At 62.0% G+C, this 18740-nt stretch carries 24 protein-coding genes and 2 tRNA genes; 15 read left to right on the top strand and 11 right to left on the bottom strand.

The window, feature by feature from the left end:
- Positions 1-12 precede the first annotated feature (12 nt).
- On the bottom strand, positions 13-798 hold the full coding sequence (locus HL657_RS03410; protein WP_317295419.1) for a YhfC family intramembrane metalloprotease: 786 nt from the start codon (positions 796-798) through the stop codon (positions 13-15).
- Positions 799-866: 68 nt separating this feature from the next.
- On the opposite strand from HL657_RS03410, the gene HL657_RS03405 reads away from it, so the two are divergent.
- A complete protein-coding gene (locus HL657_RS03405) occupies positions 867-1973 on the top strand; it encodes an acyltransferase family protein (RefSeq protein WP_317295418.1) in 1107 nt (368 codons plus the stop codon).
- Here HL657_RS03405 and HL657_RS03400 read toward each other — a convergent pair.
- Positions 1945-2268 carry a C-GCAxxG-C-C family protein gene (locus HL657_RS03400; RefSeq protein WP_317295417.1) on the bottom strand — a complete coding sequence of 108 codons (324 nt, stop codon included), beginning with the start codon at positions 2266-2268 and terminating at the stop codon, positions 1945-1947. The two genes, HL657_RS03405 and HL657_RS03400, sit on opposite strands and share 29 nt — an antisense overlap.
- A gap of 11 nt (positions 2269-2279) precedes the next feature.
- On the opposite strand from HL657_RS03400, the gene HL657_RS03395 reads away from it, so the two are divergent.
- Positions 2280-4058, top strand: a complete 1779-nt coding sequence (locus HL657_RS03395; RefSeq protein WP_317295416.1) for a CotH kinase family protein — start codon at positions 2280-2282, stop codon at positions 4056-4058.
- Between the two features lie 394 nt (positions 4059-4452).
- Here the strand turns inward: HL657_RS03395 and HL657_RS03390 are convergent.
- From HL657_RS03390 to HL657_RS03375, 4 genes are all read right to left on the bottom strand, one after another.
- A tRNA-Ala gene (locus HL657_RS03390) sits at positions 4453-4524 on the bottom strand.
- A 22-nt stretch (positions 4525-4546) separates the two neighbouring features.
- On the bottom strand, positions 4547-5560 hold the full coding sequence (locus HL657_RS03385) for a transcription initiation factor IIB (protein WP_011843316.1): 1014 nt from the start codon (positions 5558-5560) through the stop codon (positions 4547-4549).
- Positions 5561-5898: 338 nt separating this feature from the next.
- Positions 5899-6543, bottom strand: coding sequence for a histidinol phosphate phosphatase domain-containing protein (locus HL657_RS03380; RefSeq protein WP_317295415.1), 645 nt, complete (start codon positions 6541-6543; stop codon positions 5899-5901).
- A 5-nt stretch (positions 6544-6548) separates the two neighbouring features.
- Positions 6549-6821: a signal recognition particle subunit SRP19/SEC65 family protein gene (locus tag HL657_RS03375; protein ID WP_317295414.1), complete on the bottom strand. Its 273-nt coding sequence runs from the start codon at positions 6819-6821 to the stop codon at positions 6549-6551.
- Between the two features lie 55 nt (positions 6822-6876).
- On the opposite strand from HL657_RS03375, the gene hypB reads away from it, so the two are divergent.
- Complete coding sequence (hypB, locus tag HL657_RS03370; protein ID WP_317295413.1) at positions 6877-7524, top strand: hydrogenase nickel incorporation protein HypB; 648 nt, start codon at positions 6877-6879, stop codon at positions 7522-7524.
- Between the two features lie 105 nt (positions 7525-7629).
- Positions 7630-8007 (top strand): 30S ribosomal protein S8e, encoded by a 378-nt coding sequence (locus tag HL657_RS03365; protein WP_317295412.1) that lies wholly within the window; start codon positions 7630-7632, stop codon positions 8005-8007.
- Positions 8008-8018: 11 nt separating this feature from the next.
- Here the strand turns inward: HL657_RS03365 and HL657_RS03360 are convergent, their stop codons facing one another.
- Together HL657_RS03360 and HL657_RS03355 are read right to left on the bottom strand one after the other, a co-directional pair.
- Positions 8019-8357, bottom strand: coding sequence for a DsrE family protein (locus HL657_RS03360; RefSeq protein WP_317295411.1), 339 nt, complete (start codon positions 8355-8357; stop codon positions 8019-8021).
- On the bottom strand, positions 8354-9793 hold the full coding sequence (locus HL657_RS03355) for a bifunctional metallophosphatase/5'-nucleotidase (protein ID WP_317295410.1): 1440 nt from the start codon (positions 9791-9793) through the stop codon (positions 8354-8356). The genes HL657_RS03360 and HL657_RS03355 overlap by 4 nt, the downstream gene beginning before the upstream one ends.
- A gap of 89 nt (positions 9794-9882) precedes the next feature.
- Between HL657_RS03355 and HL657_RS03350 the strand changes: the two genes are divergently transcribed.
- A complete protein-coding gene (locus tag HL657_RS03350) occupies positions 9883-10305 on the top strand; it encodes a hypothetical protein (RefSeq protein ID WP_317295409.1) in 423 nt (140 codons plus the stop codon).
- A complete protein-coding gene (locus HL657_RS03345; protein ID WP_317295408.1) occupies positions 10302-10769 on the top strand; it encodes a DUF2240 family protein in 468 nt (155 codons plus the stop codon). The genes HL657_RS03350 and HL657_RS03345 overlap by 4 nt, the downstream gene beginning before the upstream one ends.
- A gap of 34 nt (positions 10770-10803) precedes the next feature.
- On the opposite strand, the gene tsaA is transcribed toward HL657_RS03345, so the two are convergent.
- On the bottom strand, positions 10804-11325 hold the full coding sequence (gene tsaA / locus HL657_RS03340; RefSeq protein WP_317295407.1) for a tRNA (N6-threonylcarbamoyladenosine(37)-N6)-methyltransferase TrmO: 522 nt from the start codon (positions 11323-11325) through the stop codon (positions 10804-10806).
- A gap of 153 nt (positions 11326-11478) precedes the next feature.
- Between tsaA and HL657_RS03335 the strand changes: the two genes are divergently transcribed.
- Entirely contained in the window at positions 11479-12477 is a 999-nt protein-coding gene (locus tag HL657_RS03335) for a radical SAM protein (protein ID WP_317295406.1), read from the top strand.
- An 80-nt stretch (positions 12478-12557) separates the two neighbouring features.
- Here HL657_RS03335 and HL657_RS03330 read toward each other — a convergent pair whose 3' ends face one another.
- Both HL657_RS03330 and infB read right to left on the bottom strand, forming a co-directional pair.
- Entirely contained in the window at positions 12558-12956 is a 399-nt protein-coding gene (locus tag HL657_RS03330) for a 30S ribosomal protein S6e (RefSeq protein WP_317295405.1), read from the bottom strand.
- A gap of 116 nt (positions 12957-13072) precedes the next feature.
- Positions 13073-14854, bottom strand: a complete 1782-nt coding sequence (infB, locus tag HL657_RS03325; RefSeq protein ID WP_317295404.1) for a translation initiation factor IF-2 — start codon at positions 14852-14854, stop codon at positions 13073-13075.
- A gap of 363 nt (positions 14855-15217) precedes the next feature.
- Here infB and HL657_RS03320 point away from each other — a divergent pair.
- The 8 genes from HL657_RS03320 to HL657_RS03285 all read left to right on the top strand — a co-directional run bounded on the left by HL657_RS03320 (position 15218) and on the right by HL657_RS03285 (position 18627).
- Positions 15218-15290: transfer RNA gene (locus HL657_RS03320), tRNA-His, on the top strand.
- Positions 15291-15669: 379 nt separating this feature from the next.
- Entirely contained in the window at positions 15670-15792 is a 123-nt protein-coding gene (locus HL657_RS03315; protein ID WP_317295403.1) for a hypothetical protein, read from the top strand.
- Complete coding sequence (locus HL657_RS03310; RefSeq protein ID WP_317295402.1) at positions 15789-16046, top strand: type II toxin-antitoxin system HicA family toxin; 258 nt, start codon at positions 15789-15791, stop codon at positions 16044-16046. The genes HL657_RS03315 and HL657_RS03310 overlap by 4 nt, the downstream gene beginning before the upstream one ends.
- The gene (locus HL657_RS03305) at positions 16036-16290 is read left to right on the top strand and encodes a type II toxin-antitoxin system HicB family antitoxin (protein ID WP_067078521.1); all 255 of its coding nucleotides are present in this window, start codon (positions 16036-16038) and stop codon (positions 16288-16290) included. The genes HL657_RS03310 and HL657_RS03305 overlap by 11 nt, the downstream gene beginning before the upstream one ends.
- A gap of 174 nt (positions 16291-16464) precedes the next feature.
- The gene (locus HL657_RS03300) at positions 16465-16743 is read left to right on the top strand and encodes a hypothetical protein (RefSeq protein WP_317295401.1); all 279 of its coding nucleotides are present in this window, start codon (positions 16465-16467) and stop codon (positions 16741-16743) included.
- 51 nt (positions 16744-16794) lie between these two features.
- Complete coding sequence (locus HL657_RS03295; RefSeq protein WP_317295400.1) at positions 16795-16917, top strand: hypothetical protein; 123 nt, start codon at positions 16795-16797, stop codon at positions 16915-16917.
- 96 nt (positions 16918-17013) lie between these two features.
- A complete protein-coding gene (locus HL657_RS03290) occupies positions 17014-18402 on the top strand; it encodes an Nramp family divalent metal transporter (protein WP_317295399.1) in 1389 nt (462 codons plus the stop codon).
- A gap of 39 nt (positions 18403-18441) precedes the next feature.
- On the top strand, positions 18442-18627 hold the full coding sequence (locus HL657_RS03285; RefSeq protein ID WP_317295398.1) for a hypothetical protein: 186 nt from the start codon (positions 18442-18444) through the stop codon (positions 18625-18627).
- Positions 18628-18740: the final 113 nt, after the last annotated feature.

Below are 18740 nucleotides of genomic sequence, written 5' to 3'. Positions count from 1 at the left end.
GCGCAGGAGCGCCTAAGAGACGGATCGCGCCCCCATCCGCCGCCACTCCCAGAGAATATACGCGAAGCCGATGACTGCAAAGACGAATACCGCGGCCTCGGTCACCAGGATCCCCTGAGTCGGGGCGAGATAGACGGCGGCGGCGTCCACTGCGGCGTGCCAGATGACGGCAAGGGCGAGGAGCGCCTTTCTGCCGTAGACAACGGCGGCAAGCACCATCAGTGACCAGGCGATGTGCAGGGTGATCGTCATCATCCGCTCGGCGAGCCCGGGCAGGATGTCGAGCGGCGTGAGGGCCTGGACAGCCTCGATCTCTGCCTGGAAGGCCGGGTCGTCGGGAAGGAAGAGCATCGACCCCTCGCCGGTGAAGAGGATGTAGGAGACCATGCCTGCAAGGACGACCAGCGCGACGATCATGCTCTCGACGCCGCCCCACCCGGTCCCGAAGAGGAGGCCGTTCTCGCGGGTGAGGGGGATCTTCTGCCGCCCGAAAAGGTAGCGGTAGACGAGGTAACGGCCAACCTCCTCGAAGAGCCCGGCCATGAGGCCGAGGTAGACGGCAAGGACCGCGAGGGCCGTTGTCGTGCCGAACGGGAGGACGGCGAGGTAGAGCGGGGTCTGCGTCACGATGACGAGCGGCGCGTGGACGATCTGCACGATGATGAAGAAGAGGGCACCGAGCCCGAAGACACGCCATGAGAGGCCGAACTTTTTGACGAACCAGTAACCGAGCACGAGCGGAACGGCGATCTCGAGCAGGGCGACGGCGGCGAACGTGGCGACGACGAGCGGATCCATTGGGGAGGATATTTTGGCTAAATATTTAACGATTGTCACTGTACAGTGAGGAAAGGATCCCGATAGCCATGAAAACAGAGCACCCGGGAGCGGTCACTGAAGCCGGGAGCATTCCGGGAGGCCGGTTCTCCAACAACTTCGACTTCCTGCGGTTCGCGGCGGCGGCGATGATCGTCGTCGCGCACGCCTACGCCCTCAGGCTCGGCTACGTCGGGATAGGGCTGTACGACCCGGTCATGCTCATAGGGCAGGCAGCGCTCGCCGCCCTCCTCGTCACCAGCGGATACCTGATAACGGCGAGCTGGGAATCGACCGCATCTCCGCTCCGGTTCGCCTGGAAACGGTCCCTGCGGGTCATTCCGGCTCTTGTCCTCGTGATCCTCGTCACGCTCTTCGTCATCGGCCCGCTGATGACGTCCCTTTCCCCGGGCGAGTACTTCGCCGCCCTCTTCTCCCCGGCAGGTCTCGCCACCGCCCCGTTTTTCGAAGACGGATCGGCGATAGGCCTCTTCCAGGGCAACCCGTGGACCTACGTCAACGGCTCGCTCTGGACGATACCCGTCGAGGTCATGATGTACGGGGTCGTCGCGGCCCTCGGGATAGCCGGGCTCCTGCACCGGTGGGGCGCCATCCCCGCCCTCGCCGTCGTAAACACCCTGGTCTGGATATACTGGTTCGACGACCCCCGGATGGCGAAGGTCCGGTTCACCCTCTACTTCCTCATCGGTGCCTACCTCTACCTTCACCGGGAGCGGATCGCCTACCGGCCGGTCATCGCCGGGGCGCTGCTCCTTCTGCTCGGGCTCACGACCCCGACACCCTACGTGACCGTCGCCGGGGTGATCGCCATACCCTACCTCACCATCTACGCCGCCCACCTCCCGGTTCCGTTCTTGAACACCTTCGGGAGACCGGGAGACTTCTCCTACGGCATCTACATCTACCACTACCCGGTTCAGCAGGCACTGATTCAGGTCACAGGGAACGCGCTCCTCCTCCCGGCGCTCTGCGGGCTCTCGTTTTCGGCGACGTTTGCTCTCGCGTTCCTCTCCTGGCACGTTGTCGAGCGGCGGGCTCTTGCGGCAAAGAGCCTTGGTTCCGCCGATCTGCGGCGGGTGCTCGGGTTGCCGTCCCTGCCGGCACCCCTCACCGCCTGGTGGGTCGCCCGGAAGTGACGGGTGTGAGGACCTCTTCGAGGATCTCGACCGCGCCGTTGACGTAGCGGGGGCAAAGGGTCCGTGTGAGGGGGCGGGCCCGGGCAAGCCCTTTATCGGTCGAGATGTCGCACCCGAGGAGTTCGGTGCAGGAGACGGTGCCGTTCTTCTGGACAGAACGGGCGATGAACTCCCGCGTGAGGACGTAGGTCAGATCCTTCGCCTCTTTTTCGTCGGGATTGGTGCTCCCGAATAAGAGCCCGGTGCTGCTTCGCCCGCTCCCCCACCGGGGAACCTTAATGTTGTCTGACGGCATGACTGCGGCCCATGGCGATGGAATCTGCGGGTCGGGCTGCGGCCGGCATGCTTATCGTGCTGTCTCTAACAGCCTTCATCATACCCACAGCAGCGGGACAGGAGACCGTGAGCAGTCCGGATTCCGGCGTGCAGGACCTGTACCTCTACATGGGCTGGAAGGATCTCGTCGAGCTGTATACCCGCCCGGATACATCCGACGAGCGGCTGGACGGCTACGTAAGGTTATCGCCCGACGGCGAGGATATCGAACTGGAGGGGGTGCGGTTCCGGGGCACTTCTTCGCGGGAGTTGCCGAAAAAATCATTTAATGTCCAGTTTATCGAACCTCAGGAGTTCCTCTTCGGCAGCAACGACATGAACCTGAAAGCCACCTACACCGATCCGACGATGATGCGGGAGAAGGTGTCGATGGACCTCTTCCACGCTCTCGGGCAGCCGGCACCGAGGACGAAGTACTTCGACCTGTACATCAACGGTGTCTACGAAGGCCTGTACGTCCACGTGGAGCGGGTCGACGCCGATCTGCTCGAAAGCAACGGCCTGAACCCTGCAGGGACACTGGTCGCCGACGATTTCCGGGGTCATTACTATCTCCTGCCGGAGGTCAACCGCCTCTCGGTCTTCGGGTATCCCATCGACGAGCAGGACGATCCGGAAGCGTTTCTCGCAGAGACCATGGACAGCCGGGGTGAGCCGGACTGGGGAGCGGTCCGTGATCTTGTCGCCTGGGTCTACCGGACTCCTCCCGGCCCGGAGTTCGAAGAAGGCTTTATCGAACGGTTCGACGAGGAGAACTTCATCGACTGGCTGGCAATCCATTACCTCATCGGTGACCTCGACTCGTTCGGCGACGACTACTGGCTCTACCTGGACACCGACAATCCGGGTGCGGAATGGAAGGTCATACCCTGGGACAAGGATCTGACGTTCGGTTCGCATACCCGGAGAGGCACTACGGTCAACGACTATTTCGGGTACGAATCGGCGATAGCAAGCGGCTGGGACAACGACCTGGTGAAAAAGTTCCTCGAGACTCCCGCACTCCGTGAGCGGCTCAATCTCCGCATGGCGTTCCTGATGAATGAGGTCTTCACCGAAGAGTACTATGCCGGGCAGCTCGATGCGCACGAGGAGGAGATCGGGGACAGGCTGAATGTCACGCCTGCAGAGGACGCGTTCGCGCTGCACCCGCAGAACCACCATGGTGACCTCGGCTACCTGGCATACCACACCGAAGCGATGCTGGATTTCGTGCGGCTCCGGTACCGGTTCATCGAGAGAGCGATCACGCCCGGCTCCGGGGAGCCCTATACCGCCTCCGCCGAGATACCGGCGGGGCCGGCGGAGAGCACCGTCTTCTTCACCGACCCGGGCGGGTGGGTGATTGCGACCTTCGAGGTCTCGGAAGTGACGGAGCCGGGCACGATCACCGCTGCGGTGAACGGGACGCCGGAGAACCCCGGTATCGATCGGCGCTGGCAGTTCGATGCGGGCGACGCTGACGTCAGCGGCGAACTGACCCTCTACTATAGGAACGACGTCGAATCGTGCTGCTTCCCGATGGAGAACTGGTTCGTCAGCGACGCGGCGGTCGGGGACGATGATTATTCGCAGTGGGACCTGGAGATGGTTCAGGAGGACGGAGCCGGGAACCGGACGGCACTCGACACCTACGTCAACCCGTATTCGAACAAAGCGTCCGCAGATGTCTCGCTGCGGGGAACGACGCGGTTCGAGGGGGTGCTGCCGGAACAGGAGGAGCCGGAGAGGAACTTCACCTGGGGGTAGGCGAGGAGCGTCCCGGGCGCGAAGGGGCTGCGCCCCGCTCAAAACCCCCGGCGACCTGCGGTCGCCTGAGAACCTATGAAATACTCGTGAAAAAATAAAGTCACAAAACACAAGAATGGACCCGGCGGGATTTGAACCCGCGGCCTCTCTGTCCCAACCGAAGGGGCTGCGCCCCTTTCGAAACCCCCGGCGACCTGCGGTCGCCTGAGAACCTATGAAATACTCGTGAAAAAATAAAGTCACAAAACACAAGAATGGACCCGGCGGGATTTGAACCCGCGGCCTCTCTGTCCCAACCGAAGGGGCTGCGCCCCTTTCGAAACCCCCGGCGACCTGCGGTCGCCTGAGAACCTATGAAATACTCGTGAAAAAATAAAGTCACAAAACACAAGAATGGACCCGGCGGGATTTGAACCCGCGGCCTCTACGTTGCGAACGTAGCGATCTACCCCTGATCTACGAGCCCAAGGGTGTGAAAGGATATGAGATCAGAGTATGATCTCGATATCTAATTTTTCTGCCAGTTCCTTATATCTGTTCCTGATCGTGACCTCGGTTACGCCCGCAACCTCGGCGACCTCGCGCTGGGTGCGCCGCTCTCCACCGAGGATCGACGAGATGTAAATGGCGGCCGCAGCGACGCCCGTAGGCCCCCTGCCGCTCGTAAGCTCCCGTTCTCCGGCCTGCCGGAGGATCTCGACCGCCCGGCTCTGGACCTCACCCTTCAGGTTCAGGCCCGAGCAGAAGCGCGGTACGTAGTCGATCGGTGACGTCGGCAGGAGTTTCAGGCCGAGCTCACGGGAGATGAACCGGTAGGTGCGGCCGATCTCCTTACGGGATACCCGGGATACCTCGGCAATCTCGTCAAGCGTCCGGGGGACGCTGCACTGCCGGCACGCCGCATACAGTGCGGCAGCCGCGACGCCCTCGATACTCCGGCCGCGGATCAGGTTCTTGTCCACGGCGTCGCGGTAGACGACCGCAGCGGTTTCGCGCACGTTCCGGGGCAGGCCGAGCGCAGACGCCATCCGATCCAGTTCCGAGAGCGCGAACGCCAGGTTCCGTTCGGTCGCGTTCGAGACCCGGATACGCCGCTGCCACTTCCGGAGCCGGTAGAGCTGGGCGCGGTTCTTGCTCGAGATCGCGCGGCCGTAGGAGTCGCGGTTCCGCCAGTCGATCATCGTCGAGAGACCCTTGTCGTGGATCGTGAACGTCATCGGTGCGCCGACACGGGAGCGCTTCATGCGCTGGTCGTGATCGAATGCGCGCCATTCGGGGCCGCGGTCGATGAATTCCTCGTCGAGGACGAGACCACAGTTCTGGCACACGAGCTCGGCACGCTCGTAGTCATGAACGAGCTGGCGGCTGCCGCACTCGGGGCAGACGGACTGAACGCTCTCCTCGGTGCGCTTCTTCTCCGTCTCCTTGACTTTCTGCTCCCCTCTTTTCTTCAGGGCCTCGCGCTGCAACTGCAGCTGTTTTAATTTTTCTACTTCTGCCATCGATTATACACCTATTTTGCAAATATCTTCTCGCCAACCTGTACGGAGCAGCCATTGTAGCAGAGAACTACGGCATAGGGAGATGATATATTCCCAAAGATGTCAACTACCTTCCCTACGGGTTTCAACCGGCGATCTACTGCCTCACCGTAGAGGCGGGGCAACTGTGCAGCATCACATCGCAAGATTAACAAGCGATTGCCGCAAACACTTACTGAACGTCCGATTAGCCGCAAACTGCAACCTCTAGGGGATACTATAGTTGGAAGTATTTAGTAACATATATATATTGACACTAAGGATATAAAAATGTTTTGCTAAAATATAAATACCACATCTCACTTCTGAAGAAGCCGATTTATATCCAGAGAGAGAGCCTCCCGGGATTCAGCCTCCGTCAATCCAGCGCCGAGCGCTACGACCCACCGGGTTTCCTTTGACATTAGATCAGACGGCGCATGCGTATCGGAATCGACCACAAGCCGGCAGCCGGCTTCCCGCCCCACCCGCACCACGTGACCGTTGGTGCGGTTGTGCCCCGCCCGGGAAGTTATCTCAAGCGCTACCCCGTGCTCCCTGGCCGCGCGGACGTCTTCGACCGCTATAAGTCCCGGGTGAGCAAGCACGTCCACGTATTCGCACGTGCAGGCAGCATGGTTGGTCCCGGGGGTGACCGGTTCCACCACCGTCTCACCGTGGACCACGACGATGTCGGCACCGAGCCGTTTTGCTTCGCGCGCAAACGCCGGGATCAGGGGCGGCGGGACATGGGTGAGTTCCACCCCGACGAGCAGGTCCACACAGTAGCACCGTGCTGATTCCCGGCACCTTCCCACCGCCTCCACCAGATGCGCGAGGTTGGAGGCGTCCGCGTGGTCGGTGATGGCGAGGGTGTCGTAGCCGAGCACAGCAGCCCGGCGGAGCAGCTCCGTTGGGAGGAGTTCGCCGTCGGAGAGGCTAGTGTGAGTGTGCAGGTCGTACATCGTGGTCACTTCCGGCCGACAAGACCGCGGGCAACCTTCCGGATCAGGTCTTCCTTGCTCCCATCCCATTCCGCCACGATCCGGCCCTCGCGCTCCGCCCACCGTGCGGGGTGATGGTGCTCCTCCACCCGGTGCGGGACCTTCATCTTCCGGAGAACAGCCTCGATGGCGGGAAGATCCGGGGACTTTACGCCGAGACTTTTTGCGACGCGGCGCCCCTCCCGCCGCTCGAGCGTTGCGTCGAAGTAACAGGGGTACAGGATGCGTTCAGCGCTCATTGTTGTATGATCTGGGTAGTTAACCTATAAACAGATCATGATCACAGTACCTACCATGCATCATATCGACGTCCATGTGGAGAAGGACATCTATGACGTCAACAACCGCATTGCAGACGCCAATGCAAACCTGCTCAGGGGTCACGGCATCCGGGCATTCGACCTCCTCGGCGCCATCGGGTCCGGGAAGACCGCCCTTATCGAGCGGCTCGTGCCGCTGATCCGGGAGCGGGGGCTCCGGGCCGGTGCCATCGCCGGAGATGTCTATGGCGACGACGATTTCAGGCGGATCGTCGCCCTCAACGTCCCGGCTTACAACGCGAACACCGGGAAGGAGTGCCACCTCGACGCACACCTGGTGGAGCACGCCATCGAGCACCTTCCGCTCGACGATATCGACATCCTCTTCATCGAGAACGTCGGCAACATGGTCTGCCCGACCGATTTCCGGCTGGGCGCCGAGAAGAGAATCGTCGTCGTCAGCTCGACGGAAGGAGACGATGTAGTAAACAAGCACCCGATGATGTTTCGGAGCAGCAACATCGGCGTCATCAACAAGGTCGACCTCGCCCCGTTCGTCGGCGCCGACCTCGACCGGATGGAGGCGGATATGCGTCGCTACAACCCGGAGATGCGGGTTTTCCGGACGAACATGAAGGCCGGGGAAGGGCTCGAGGCGCTGCTGGACGCAATTCTCGCGTGATCAGCAGAGTTAAATATCCCGGTCTCGAATAGTTATAGCACTTTAACGAGAGATCGCTACCCCCTGAAGGGTATCGCGTCCTCAACAGAGTATTTCGGTGGTCACATGCAGTGGCAAGGAAGATCAGTACGGAAGCCGTCGGGTGGACGCTATCACACCTCCCAGGGCAAGAAGAGAACGGAGATCGGAAGAGCTCCGGCAGAGACGCACATCGGTGAAGAACGCAGGAGAATTGTCCGCACCTTCGGCGGCAACCAGAAGGTCCGGGCACTCCGGGTAGACTACGCGACGGTTTCGAACCCCGCAACCGGCGAGACCAAAAAGGCGAAGATCGAGACGGTCGAGGCGAACAGCGCCAACCCGAACTACGTCCGGCGGAACCTCCTGACGAAGGGCGCCATCATCAAGACCGAGATGGGGCGCGCGCGGATCGTCAGCAGACCGAGTCAGGACGGCGTCGTCAACGCCGTGCTGCTCGCATAATATACCCTTTTTTACGGCCGGAGATAGTGCCAGCCTTCGGCCTGCCTGACGACCAGCTCCACGATCGCGGACGGGACGGTTCCAACGTAACCGGGGAAGTCTTTCTCCGACAAATCCCGGGAACGGAGAGTATTCTCGCAGACGACGAACCGGACACCCCGATCCGCAAGTTGCGCCATGAGCGCCGCCTGCGGGCTGCCGGTGCGTAGAGGTTCCACCCCGTCGGCATGGGCGACCACCTCAACCTCGACACCTGCAAGATCTTCGAGGAGGTTCTTTGTATTCCGCAGCACAAGGGCCGCCTTCTCGCGCTCGTCCAGGTGGACGACGACCCGCGGGGAGGGGGTCATATCGCCGTCACGCTCCCGCGAAGTTCGGCGCTGACGGGGCCGCCCGAGAGATAGCGTTCGAGCGCCTCGATCGCCCGGATATCGAGCTTCTCCCGGTTCTTCCCGTACTTCGGCGGCACGCCTTGCCCGGTGACGAACGCCGCGCGGTAGACGGCGTCCGGGTCGAGTCTTTTGCCGCCCGCAAAGAACTCCTGGATCCGCAGGCCGGCCGGATTCTCTATCTTGCAGTAGAGGTTGACCCCCATGCACCGCTTCACGTAGCCGCCCATCTGCTGGTAGGGGTCGCGCGAAAAGGTCCGCTCAAGGTTCTCCTCCATCATCGCCTTAAGTTCCCGGCCGGTGATCTCGGTCGTCGAGACCGGGGGGTTGACCGGGATGATATCCCAGAGATCGTTTTGTGTGACCGGGCCGGGCGGCACCGGGGCGCCGTAGCGCCAGCCGTTCGAGAACGCCATCTCTGCACCCGTGGCGTCGATGAGCGCCTGCAGGAGCAGGTTGTCCATCGTGGCCTCGAGAACCGTGTTCCGGTTAAGACCCGTCCGGGTCTCCCCGACGACACGGGAGAGGTACTCGCGGTGGGGTTCCACGATCCCCTCGACCATCTCCTCGACCTCCGGGTGAGGCCGGATCTCTTCACCGACAACGATGAGTTCGTGGTCGAACTTCTTCACCCGCCGGTTCTCGACCGTAAGGTCAAGCCGCCCGAGGAAGGAGGCGTGACAGCCCGACTGGATGATGACGGTGTCGTTGACGACCGCTGGTTCAAAAAGCCGGTTGTGGGTGTGCCCCGAGAGGAGGACGTCGATCCCGTCCGTCTCGCGGGCGAGTTTCACCTCCTGCGGAAACCCGAGGTGCGATATCACCACGACGAGATCCACCCCCTCCTCTTCGCGGAGCCGGGCGATGTGTCCGGGGAGTTCGGCGTTGCCGAGAGAGAAATGGATCCCTTCCGAGAAGGAGTCCGGCATCACCTTGTCAACGATGGTGGCGGCGATGCCGACGACGCCCACCTGCAGGTCGTCGGTCTCGCAGACCGTATACGGGGGAAAGACCGGGTCGCCGGTCGCATCGTCGTAGCAGTTGTCGGCGAGGACCGGGTAATCGAGCCTCCCGGCAACCTTCCGGAACTGCTCCGGGCCGTAGGCGAACTCCCAGTGGGCGGTCATGGCATCGAAGGCGAGAGCGTTCAGGACCGGGACGAGCGCTTCGCCTTCCGACCGGACGGCAGGGTAGGTCCCGTGGATGGTGTCGCCGCAGTCGAACGCGAGCACAGTTCCCGGCCGCTCGTCACGGGCCTCTTCGAGGAGGGCGGCAATCCGGGCATACCCGCCTGCCGTCCGGTACACCGGCGGCCCGCCGGCATAGAATAGTTCCTGGTGCGGTTCCAGGTACCCGTGCGAATCGTTCATCTGCAGAAGCGTGAGGTGGTCGGTCATGGGTGCAGGGATGGGAAGATGTGCCAAAAACCTTTGTGTCTCCGGCGGGATCACATCCTTTTTACGTTCCGCAGACCTCAATTCTAGTGATGCGCAGGATATACCATCGTTTCCCCCAATCCATCGACCTCGACTTTGAACTTGTCCGGCCGTTCCGGGAGGTCCTCGCCTGCATCGCACGGATGCACGACACCCACACGACCGTACGGGGCGCCGACGGCCTCGTCAAGGAACGGATGCTCGTTCAGGTCGCGGACGGGCGGACGCAGTTCCTGGACCTCGACGCCCTGGTGCCGCTCGCCGAGAGGGTCTCCGAGATGGCGGACTTCCGGATCGACCTGCAGAGGACGCTGCTCACCCCCGAAAAGAGGCTGCCGGTCAAGGAGAACGTCTTCTTCCTCCGGATCGTCGATAAGGGTCCGGTGACGGAGTGTTACGTCGCGAAGGAGGGCCGTAGCGGGGATCTGGACGCGATGGACCTGCGAACGATGCTCAAGGGTGCCTGCGAGTGAGTGTCAAGATTGCGGTTGCCGCGCCGTTCAAGCACATGCGTAAAGATCGGCTGCAGAGGAGCGAGTTCGTCTTTTATATCGCCATCGACCGGAAATGGATGAACAAGGAGCAGGCGAATCAGCTCCTGGACCGGGCGAAGGCGGAGGGGCTCATCGAGGTGGACGGAGGAGCCATCCGGCCGCTCTTCGACGTTGCCGAGGTCTCGATACCGCTCGGGTTCAAGCCCACCTCCGACGTCCTCGCAGCGTCGGAGAGCCCCTACGAGGAGCTGATCGGGCGGATCGCCGCCGCGACGGAGAAGCCGCCCCAGGAGGTCGTCGCCGAACTCCACCGGATCGTCGCCGACAACTTCGACGGCAATCTCCGGGTGGAGGCGGCGGTGGTCATCCTCGCGAAGAAATACGGGGTGGCGTTCGAGGACAAACTACCCGCCCTGGAAAAATCGGTCGCGAAGAAGAGATAGGCCCCAATCCTTTTTTCTGCCACACAGAAACAATTCACGCCTGCCGGTCGTTCACCTCTTTCATGAGCCCGTCCATCCACGCGGGGATCCGCACGCCGCCTTTCGGGTACTGGGCCGGGACGTAGGGTTTGATGTCGATGACCGGGCTGCCGTCGACGGCGTCGAGCCCGGTAACCTCGAGAACGTTTCCCCGCCGCGTGTGCAGCGCAACAATGGTCGCAAGCACGGGGTTGGGACGGGCGGGGCTGCAGGTCGAGAAGATCCCCTTTAACGGGATGTCAGTCCTGCCCATCGGGTGCACGCGGTCGACGGACCTGCTCTCCTCCGGCACTTTATGCCCCCAGTACAGCACCGTGATATGGGAGTAATCCTCGATGCCGTCAAGCAGCGCGATGCGATTCTCGTCGATAACAATATCCGAGACGGCCTCTTTCACGCTCCTGACATGATCCCTGCTCGCGGCAGGCCCTTCCCGCGTCGAGATGCCGTCCCTGCCGGCGACGAGAAAGGGTTCCTGCACGGTATTTCGGACGAACCCCACGGGCCGCAGGATCATGCCGCCGGGGCCAGGCGATTGTGTTTGCATGTTCGTATATTGGCATGCTCTCGCGAATAGTTGCACCGAAGGTAACATAGACAGTTCGCCGCTCCCCACCCCCATCGTGTCAGCGTCCCAAAGGCTATCGTGCATGTGCAGCCAGGGAATAGTATGGATGATCTCGAGTCCTGCCGCCTCTGCGAGTGGAGGTGCGGTGCCGACCGCCTCCGCCGAGAGCGAGGGGTATGCCGCGTCGGCCGGGCGGAGGTGGCGGCGACGATGTGTTCGGGCTCTCTTGCGAGTTACATCGTCACCCTGCTCGGGTGCTGTTACCGTTGCCTCCACTGCAACGCTTACCGGATCTCGCAGTACCCCGATCCCGGGTGGCACTACGCCGGTTATGTGCCCGCGGCGGCGCTGGTTGCCGACGCCCGGGAGCGGATTGCCGCTTACAGGGGGCCCCGTATCCGGACGCTCGGGTTTACGGGCGGCGACCCGATCATCCACCTCCCCTACATCGAAGAGGTGGCGAGCGAGGTGAAGCGGCAGGGCCTCGATCTCGGGATCGGGATATCGACCGGCGGGTTCGCGACGGAGGCGGCGATGGAGCGGATCGTCGGCCTCTGCCGGACGATCACCCTCGAGATCAAGGCGTGGTCGGACCCGGTTCACCGCGCCCTCACGGGAGCGCCGGTGGGCCCGGTGCTCAGGAACGCGGAGTACCTTGTGCGCGAGGGGAGAGACCGGATCAGGGTCTTTCGGACGGTCGTGATCCCCGGCATGACCGATAGGCAGGTGGGCAGGATCGCGGTGTTCATCGCCTCGCTCGATCCGGGCGTGTCCTACCGGCTCATCGGTTTTCGACCGAACAACGTCCTCTACTACCACCCGGGGCCGTCGAGAGAGGTGATGGAGCATCTCTGTTCGGTCTGCCGTGAGGCCGGGCTCGAGGACGTGGCCTGGAGCGGCTACTACCCCGAGACGGTGCCGGACGAGGTTGCCGCCCGGGCGGCAGGGCTCACCGCTGCATATGGTGGAGAAGCCCAGGCGGCGCTCACCGCCGCGTACGCCGCGGCGTGCGGGTGCCCGACCCACCCCCGCGACTGCGGGGCATGCCTCCTCCGCGACCGCTGCCCCGCCACGCTCAGGGAGCCCTGGCGCGGCCGGTAGAGCAATTACCCCTCACGTGGCGGATCGTCCCGCGGCCTCTGCGGGAACAACGGATTTCAAGAAAAGATTGGGGTGCTGATTTATTCAGCAGCCGCCTCGGGCTGGCTAAAGTATTCTGCTAAGGGTTTTGGACCGCTCTCTTTGACGGCGGCGTTGAGCTGGACGATATCGGCGCTGATCTCGTTGCCCCGCACCGATTTCCTGCGGCGCTCCCCGTCCATGACCGGGTGGAACCCGACGCCCTTGGAGAGGAGAAGCCTCCTCCTTGACGGGCCGGGCAGGTCGCGACGTGCAGGAATGCCGGTCTTGTCCGTGGCGCCGGTGATCTTGACCGTGTAGCCCGTAAAGCCGAGGATGCCCCCGTCGATCTCGTCTCCGATACGCTTGCCGATGAGCGCTCCTGCGGTGGGACCGGTCGCATCGATCTTATATGAACGTCCGGTCTCCGGGTCTGATAGTATGATTTTGAAATCTGCCATGTTGACGACTCCTTCGAAAGTACCTATACAATTTGAGAATATGGTATTAAAAGACTACCTCTGCAGGGTTCGAGGGGAGCGGCGGGCGAAAGAGACCCGCGCGTTCCCCGAACGGGTCACTTCCCCCAGAAGGGGTCTTCCCGGCGTTTGAGGGTGGTGAACTCCTCCAGAGCCTCGCGCAGGCTCGGGCTTAAGTTATCGATCATCTCCCGCTCAATCACCTTCACGTGCCGCTCCGGGATATCCACGTAGAGGTCGTCGTCGACGTTGATCTGGCGGCCGACCGTCGGCCCTTCGATCGAGATCGCCACCTCCTTGCCCGCTTCCGCCTCCTGAACCGACTCGTTTTTTGCCTGGATCTGCTTGATGCGGCCGACCTTCTTGCCACTCGGGAGGGCGAGGTCGACCCCGCTCTGGAGTTTCCCCCCGAGGACCCGGACACCGACCACCGCCGGGTTGCTCTGGCGGAAGACGCAGTTGGGGAGGATCCGGATCTTGGCGGGCATGATCAGCTTCTCGAACTTCTGCCGCTCGAGTTCCTGCTTCTTCTCGTCGCGCCACTCGACGTAGTCGTCGATGAGTTGGTAGATGACCCCGCCCTCGAATATGCTGACGTGGGACATCGCCGTATCCGCGAGGGCGTCGACCGCGTCCGGCAGGACAGGGGTATTGAAGGCGATGATCGCGCTGTAGAGGGGGTCCTTGATCGTCCCCGCCTCGATGACGTCGTGGCGGGTGACCGGCCCCACGGTCGCCCGCATCACCTGGATCTGGTGACCCTCGAGTTCTTTCGAGAGGGCTTCGAGAGCACCGATGGTGTCCGCCCGGATGATGACGCCGACGTCGGAGAGGTTCACCTCGACGTCCTGGACTTCACGCCGGACCTGCTCGATCACCTCGTCCCGGTTGCCGCTCCGGATGGCCCGGAGGGGGGAGCCCGCGATGACCCCGTCGAGTTTCGGGGCGGCGACCTTGATACCCGCAGCGGCGGTGACGGATTTGACGCGCTCGAACCGTTCCTCGATCAGGATCTCACTCATCGGGCGGGGTTTTAAGAGGGAGCGTACTTTCGTCTCGATGATCTGTTCGTTCCCTGCGACGACGATCTCGTCCCCGACCTTGAGGGTGCCGTCGTAGAGGATCAGATCAAGCGTCATCCCGAGCCCCCGCTCCTCCTTCACCTCGAGCACGGTGCCGGCGCCGGGGCCGTCGGCGCTGACCTTGAGGCTCTCGGTCATGTAACGCTGGGCAAGCCCGATCAGCACCATGAGGATATCAGGGATGCCTTCCCCGGTGATGGCGCTCGTCGGCACGATGCAGATGTTCCGCGCAAAGTCCGAGACCCGGTCGAACCGTTCGGAGTTGAACCCGAGGTCGGAGAGTTTGCCGACGAGTTCATACACCTTCGTCTCGACCATACCCTGGACGCGCTCGTTCTGCTGCGCAAACGTCTTCAAGAACGGCTGATTCTCCTGAATGCGCCAGCCGTGGATGCGGTCGACCTTGTTCGCTGCAATCACGAACGGCGTCTTGTAGTTGCGCAGGATCTGGAGCGCCTCGATCGTCTGGGGGCGGAAGCCCTCGTTGATGTCCACCACGACGATCGCCATGTCGGCAAGCGCCCCGCCGCGCGCACGCAGCGTGGTGAAGGCATGGTGCCCGGGGGTGTCGATGAAGAGGAGGCCCGGGACGTTGACGCTGACCTTGCTCAGGGCTCCGCCCATGCGGGTGACTGCGTCGATGGGAACAAGCGTGGCGCCGATGTGCTGTGTAATCTCGCCTTCTTCGGTAGATACCACAGACGAGCCCCGGATCCGGTCCAGGAGTGATGTCTTGCCGTGATCTACGTGGCCCATCACGCAGACGATGGGGGTCCTGATCGTTGATTCCTTTGCCATGATAATCACCTTCCGGTATATACTATATGGACGAATAAACCCGAAAAATCCGGAATATTGACCGCCTTTTTCCCGAATCACGCCAGAGTCAGGGTGATTCCCCTACCCCCGGGGCGTCGCTCGGCGCCCGGAACACTGGTACGTTATAGAACATGGCGTCTATTAATAATTCACCCCGGCATCTATCCTTCATAGCCAGAGGCGGCCGAGCCGGGCGGCACGGCTGCCGGACACTCCAGAAATCGCGTGACCGCCGGCAAGCCCGGCCGGATATGCGCCCCTGATTTCCCAGGAGGTACGTAACGCGGGCTCGGTGAAGAGATACTTTAATCAAATCCGACTGCCAATTGTTATGAGTACCTTGCCAGGGTGGGGTAGTCGGTTATCCTAAGGGACTGTGGATCCCTCGACCCGGGTTCGAATCTCGGCCCTGGCCTTCTTATTTTCCCTCACAACTGCTTACCGTGATTTCTGCAGGAGATATAAGCATCTGCTGTCTGGATTAGTTTGAATCGGCTATTCCTCAAGAACGCCTATCCATCCAGGCCCTCCAAATAGCCTTCAAAGACTGTCGAACATCGGCAGGATTCTCCGATCCCGGATATTGCGTCGTAAAATTGTTATACACCATGCCAGGGGTGCTGCTAGATGTACTCGTTCACTTTCACCCTGACCGCGGCGCGGGTTCATATAACCGCTCTCTGATTGCTTACTCATGAGGCAGAGAGACTCATCGCTACGACCAGACGCTCTTGCGCGACCGCGAGGTCTTCGAGTTCACCCATATACCAGACAAACTCCACCGCTGCGACGGGGTGGATACGCAGGAGGCGATACGCAAGGGCGTGCTCGAGAACCTGGAGCTCGTGCGGATGCTGCAGAACGAGTTGATCGAGGAGAAGATCAGGCGAGGTGAACTGCAAGGGTGCTCCGCATGAACCGGCGTGAAATCTACGAGCATCTGAAGCACAACCCGAAGAACGTGCGGTTCGAAGACCTCTGCCGTGCGGCGGAGGTCTTTGGGTTTCACCGGAAGGGCGGGAAAGGCAGCCACATTGTTTACGTGCGCGACGGGATTCCTGAGATCCTCAACTTCCAGAACGTGAAGGGTAAAGCAAAGCCGTACCAGGTAAGACAACTTCTTAAGATCATTGAGCACTATACTCTGTTGGAGGGCGAAGATGCCGCATAAATACGCGATCGAGATCTTCTTCAGCGACGAGGACGAGGGGTTCATCGCCGTCGTCCCGGAGCTTCCCGGCTGCTCCGCGTTCGGCGAGACCGAAGAGGAGGCACTCCGCGAAGTAAAGGTAGCTATCGACCTCTGGCTCGAAACCGCCCGGGAAGAAGGGCGGGAGATCCCGGAGCCGAGCGGCCGAGAGCATTTGCGGGATATTCTTGCGGGAAAGGGCGTTGCCCGCGAGCAGATGGTGTGACAACTCTTTTTGAGGGATGGGAAGGGGTCTCTCCTCTCAAACAATTCGGCACCTTCAGGTATCAAGCACTAACGCTATTCTACAGGGCGAACAGGCACACGCAATAGCCCTGCAACACTCAGTTCAGCAATAACCAGAGCAGCCCAGAGATACGTCCACCTAGAAGGGAGATACATGAGTGATCCTGTTTATCTCGTCTCAGAAGACGACACACTGGTACCAATGAGGAGACGCTCTACGAGTATGAGGCTGATCTGCAGGGGCTCGTTCACCGACGAAAAGACGCTTCGAGAGTTCTTCCATATGCTTAACGCGATCCCCGGTGTTCAGGTACCTGGTGATGGACATCCCCCTCTCCCCAGGATTCCACTCCGCGCCCTGATAGATGAAACAGGGTATCAGCAGTTCATTGAGGTTGTAGAGTGGGCGTATCAGAAGCTCGGGCAACAGTGATCACGTAGCCGGATCGCCCCGGTATACATCAGTCGTCGACCTGTCCCGGATATGCCGCAGCTACCCGGGTGCTGGCAGGTCGCCGGCGGTATCGTTGCATACATCTGGGCCCGGCTCTTCATCAAGCGGCTCTCCGACGGCACTTCTCCGGGGCAGCCCGCAGCCGCCGCCTGAGAACAACCCCACTTTTTCCCACCGGGCCCGGCCTCCGCGGGTTAGGTCACCGCGGCAAGACTTATGTATGCCCGGACCCTGCAGGGCAGGATACCCATGACAGACGAAGAGCGGTCCATTGTCCCCCCGGCCCCCCGCGGGCGGGAGGTCGTCAAATGGATAGGGCCCGCGATCATCTGGATGATCTCGGCCATCGCGACCGGGGAACTCCTCTTCACCCCGCGAATCGCCTCGCTCTACGGCTATACCGTCCTATGGACGATTATTCTCGCGATATTCCTCAAGGCGCTGCTCGCCCGCGAAATCGGGCGATACGCGGTCGTGACGGGAGGATCGCTCCTCCAGGGAATCAAGAACCTCCCCGGGCCGAAGAACTGGGGTGTCTGGATCATCATCCTCCCGCAGATCTTCGTCGCGGTCACCACCATCACCGGCATGGCGGGGGCCGCGAGTTCGGCGATCATCCTCGCCCTTCCCGGAGGGTTCGTGGCGTGGGCAATCATATTCCTGCTGATCTCGCTCGTCCTGGTCTTCTTCGGGAGGTACAAAGGTGTCGAGAACGCCTCCATCGTGATGGCCATCGTCATCATCGTCGCCCTGGTGATCACCGCAGCCTTCGTCTTCCCCGGCGCCGAACCGCTCGCCGCCGGCCTGGTGCCGGCCCTCCCCCCCGACGTCGACTTCGCCGAACTCCTCCCCTGGATCGGGTTCATGATGTCGGGGGCCGCCGGCCTCATCTGGTACTCCTACTGGCTCACGGCCCGGGGCTACGGTTCCGCCTACTACACCGTCCACAGGCGGGGAGGGGAGGAGGCGGTCATCGAGGAAGAGGACCTGCCGGATATCGGGCACCTCTCTCCGACCGAGACCGGGCGGATACGCGACTGGATCCGGATCATGACCGTTTCCACGACCATCGCCTCGAGTATCGTCCTCATCCTGCTCATCGCGCTCCTCATCCTGGGCGCCGAACTCCTCCAGCCGCAGGGCCTCCTCCCCCAGGGCCCGGAAGTGACCGCGGTCCTCTCGGTCCTCCTCGGGGACGTCTGGGGGGCGCCGGGAACATGGCTGATGATCCTTGCCGCGTTCTTCGCCTTCTGGAGCACCATCGTCGCGAACCTCGACGGCTGGACCAGGATGCTCGGCCAGGGATCGATCTTCATCGCCCGCCAGGTGAAGACTGCGGGGCGATGGATCTCGATGCGGTTCTACCGCTACGTCTACCTGCTCGGGCTGATGGGAGTCCTGCCGCTCATCTTCATCGTCGTCTGGCCGGAACCCGTCACCTTTCTCGGCATGGCGGGGATCGTCGAGGCGATCCACATCCCAGTGGTCGCGTTCGCGACACTTTACCTGAACCGGCAGACGCTCCCGGGGGAGTTCCGACCGTCCCTGGGTGTTACCATCCTGACGTTTGCCGTGGGCGTATTCTTTGCAGCCTTCTCGGTCTACTACATCGCCATCGAGTTCCTGGGACTGGCGTGAACCGCCCCGCGCTCACCGACACGGGCGGCATGCCGCGTGATGCGGCACCTTCTTTACGCCCGGGAAGAGAAGGGTGCCCCCCGGTACGGGGGAGGGGATGATGGGATGAAACTCGACCTGAAAGCGTTCGCCCTCTCGGGAGGGCTGTTCTGGGGGTTCATCGACGGGCTCGCAGCAGCGGGCATCTTCGGACTGCTCTACAACCATTTCGCGAAAGAGACGTGATGCCCGGCGTCCCGGGTAACCGCCCGGTTCGACGCCTCCCGCGGTTGAACCAGGGTGCCTGCTGCACCCCGGACCTCCGTTTCCACCAGGCATCACAGTCCTTCGAGCGGCAG

It is taken from the genome of Methanoculleus nereidis (genome assembly GCF_032944295.1).
GTDB classification, from domain to species: domain Archaea; phylum Halobacteriota; class Methanomicrobia; order Methanomicrobiales; family Methanoculleaceae; genus Methanoculleus; species Methanoculleus nereidis.
The sequence above is the reverse complement of the archived record's forward strand: the minus strand, read 5'-3'. Positions and strand labels throughout refer to the sequence as shown.

What these genes read in the sequence shown, in the direction of transcription:
- HL657_RS03355 (WP_317295410.1), bottom strand. Translation starts at nt 9,793, where the DNA reads ATGACCGACCACCTCACGCTTCTGCAGATGAACGATTCGCACGGGTAC.
- HL657_RS03350 (WP_317295409.1), top strand. Translation starts at nt 9,883, where the DNA reads ATGCGCAGGATATACCATCGTTTCCCCCAATCCATCGACCTCGACTTT.
- HL657_RS03360 (WP_317295411.1), bottom strand. Translation starts at nt 8,357, where the DNA reads ATGACCCCCTCCCCGCGGGTCGTCGTCCACCTGGACGAGCGCGAGAAG.
- HL657_RS03330 (WP_317295405.1), bottom strand. Translation starts at nt 12,956, where the DNA reads ATGGCAGATTTCAAAATCATACTATCAGACCCGGAGACCGGACGTTCA.
- HL657_RS03305 (WP_067078521.1), top strand. Translation starts at nt 16,036, where the DNA reads ATGCCGCATAAATACGCGATCGAGATCTTCTTCAGCGACGAGGACGAG.
- HL657_RS03335 (WP_317295406.1), top strand. Translation starts at nt 11,479, where the DNA reads ATGGATGATCTCGAGTCCTGCCGCCTCTGCGAGTGGAGGTGCGGTGCC.
- HL657_RS03395 (WP_317295416.1), top strand. Translation starts at nt 2,280, where the DNA reads ATGGCGATGGAATCTGCGGGTCGGGCTGCGGCCGGCATGCTTATCGTG.
- HL657_RS03375 (WP_317295414.1), bottom strand. Translation starts at nt 6,821, where the DNA reads ATGAGCGCTGAACGCATCCTGTACCCCTGTTACTTCGACGCAACGCTC.
- HL657_RS03380 (WP_317295415.1), bottom strand. Translation starts at nt 6,543, where the DNA reads ATGTACGACCTGCACACTCACACTAGCCTCTCCGACGGCGAACTCCTC.
- HL657_RS03365 (WP_317295412.1), top strand. Translation starts at nt 7,630, where the DNA reads ATGCAGTGGCAAGGAAGATCAGTACGGAAGCCGTCGGGTGGACGCTAT.
- HL657_RS03405 (WP_317295418.1), top strand. Translation starts at nt 867, where the DNA reads ATGAAAACAGAGCACCCGGGAGCGGTCACTGAAGCCGGGAGCATTCCG.
- HL657_RS03295 (WP_317295400.1), top strand. Translation starts at nt 16,795, where the DNA reads ATGCCGCAGCTACCCGGGTGCTGGCAGGTCGCCGGCGGTATCGTTGCA.
- HL657_RS03385 (WP_011843316.1), bottom strand. Translation starts at nt 5,560, where the DNA reads ATGGCAGAAGTAGAAAAATTAAAACAGCTGCAGTTGCAGCGCGAGGCC.
- HL657_RS03400 (WP_317295417.1), bottom strand. Translation starts at nt 2,268, where the DNA reads ATGCCGTCAGACAACATTAAGGTTCCCCGGTGGGGGAGCGGGCGAAGC.
- HL657_RS03290 (WP_317295399.1), top strand. Translation starts at nt 17,014, where the DNA reads ATGACAGACGAAGAGCGGTCCATTGTCCCCCCGGCCCCCCGCGGGCGG.
- infB (WP_317295404.1), bottom strand. Translation starts at nt 14,854, where the DNA reads ATGGCAAAGGAATCAACGATCAGGACCCCCATCGTCTGCGTGATGGGC.
- HL657_RS03300 (WP_317295401.1), top strand. Translation starts at nt 16,465, where the DNA reads ATGAGTGATCCTGTTTATCTCGTCTCAGAAGACGACACACTGGTACCA.
- tsaA (WP_317295407.1), bottom strand. Translation starts at nt 11,325, where the DNA reads ATGATCCTGCGGCCCGTGGGGTTCGTCCGAAATACCGTGCAGGAACCC.
- HL657_RS03410 (WP_317295419.1), bottom strand. Translation starts at nt 798, where the DNA reads ATGGATCCGCTCGTCGTCGCCACGTTCGCCGCCGTCGCCCTGCTCGAG.
- hypB (WP_317295413.1), top strand. Translation starts at nt 6,877, where the DNA reads ATGCATCATATCGACGTCCATGTGGAGAAGGACATCTATGACGTCAAC.
- HL657_RS03285 (WP_317295398.1), top strand. Translation starts at nt 18,442, where the DNA reads ATGCGGCACCTTCTTTACGCCCGGGAAGAGAAGGGTGCCCCCCGGTAC.
- HL657_RS03310 (WP_317295402.1), top strand. Translation starts at nt 15,789, where the DNA reads ATGAACCGGCGTGAAATCTACGAGCATCTGAAGCACAACCCGAAGAAC.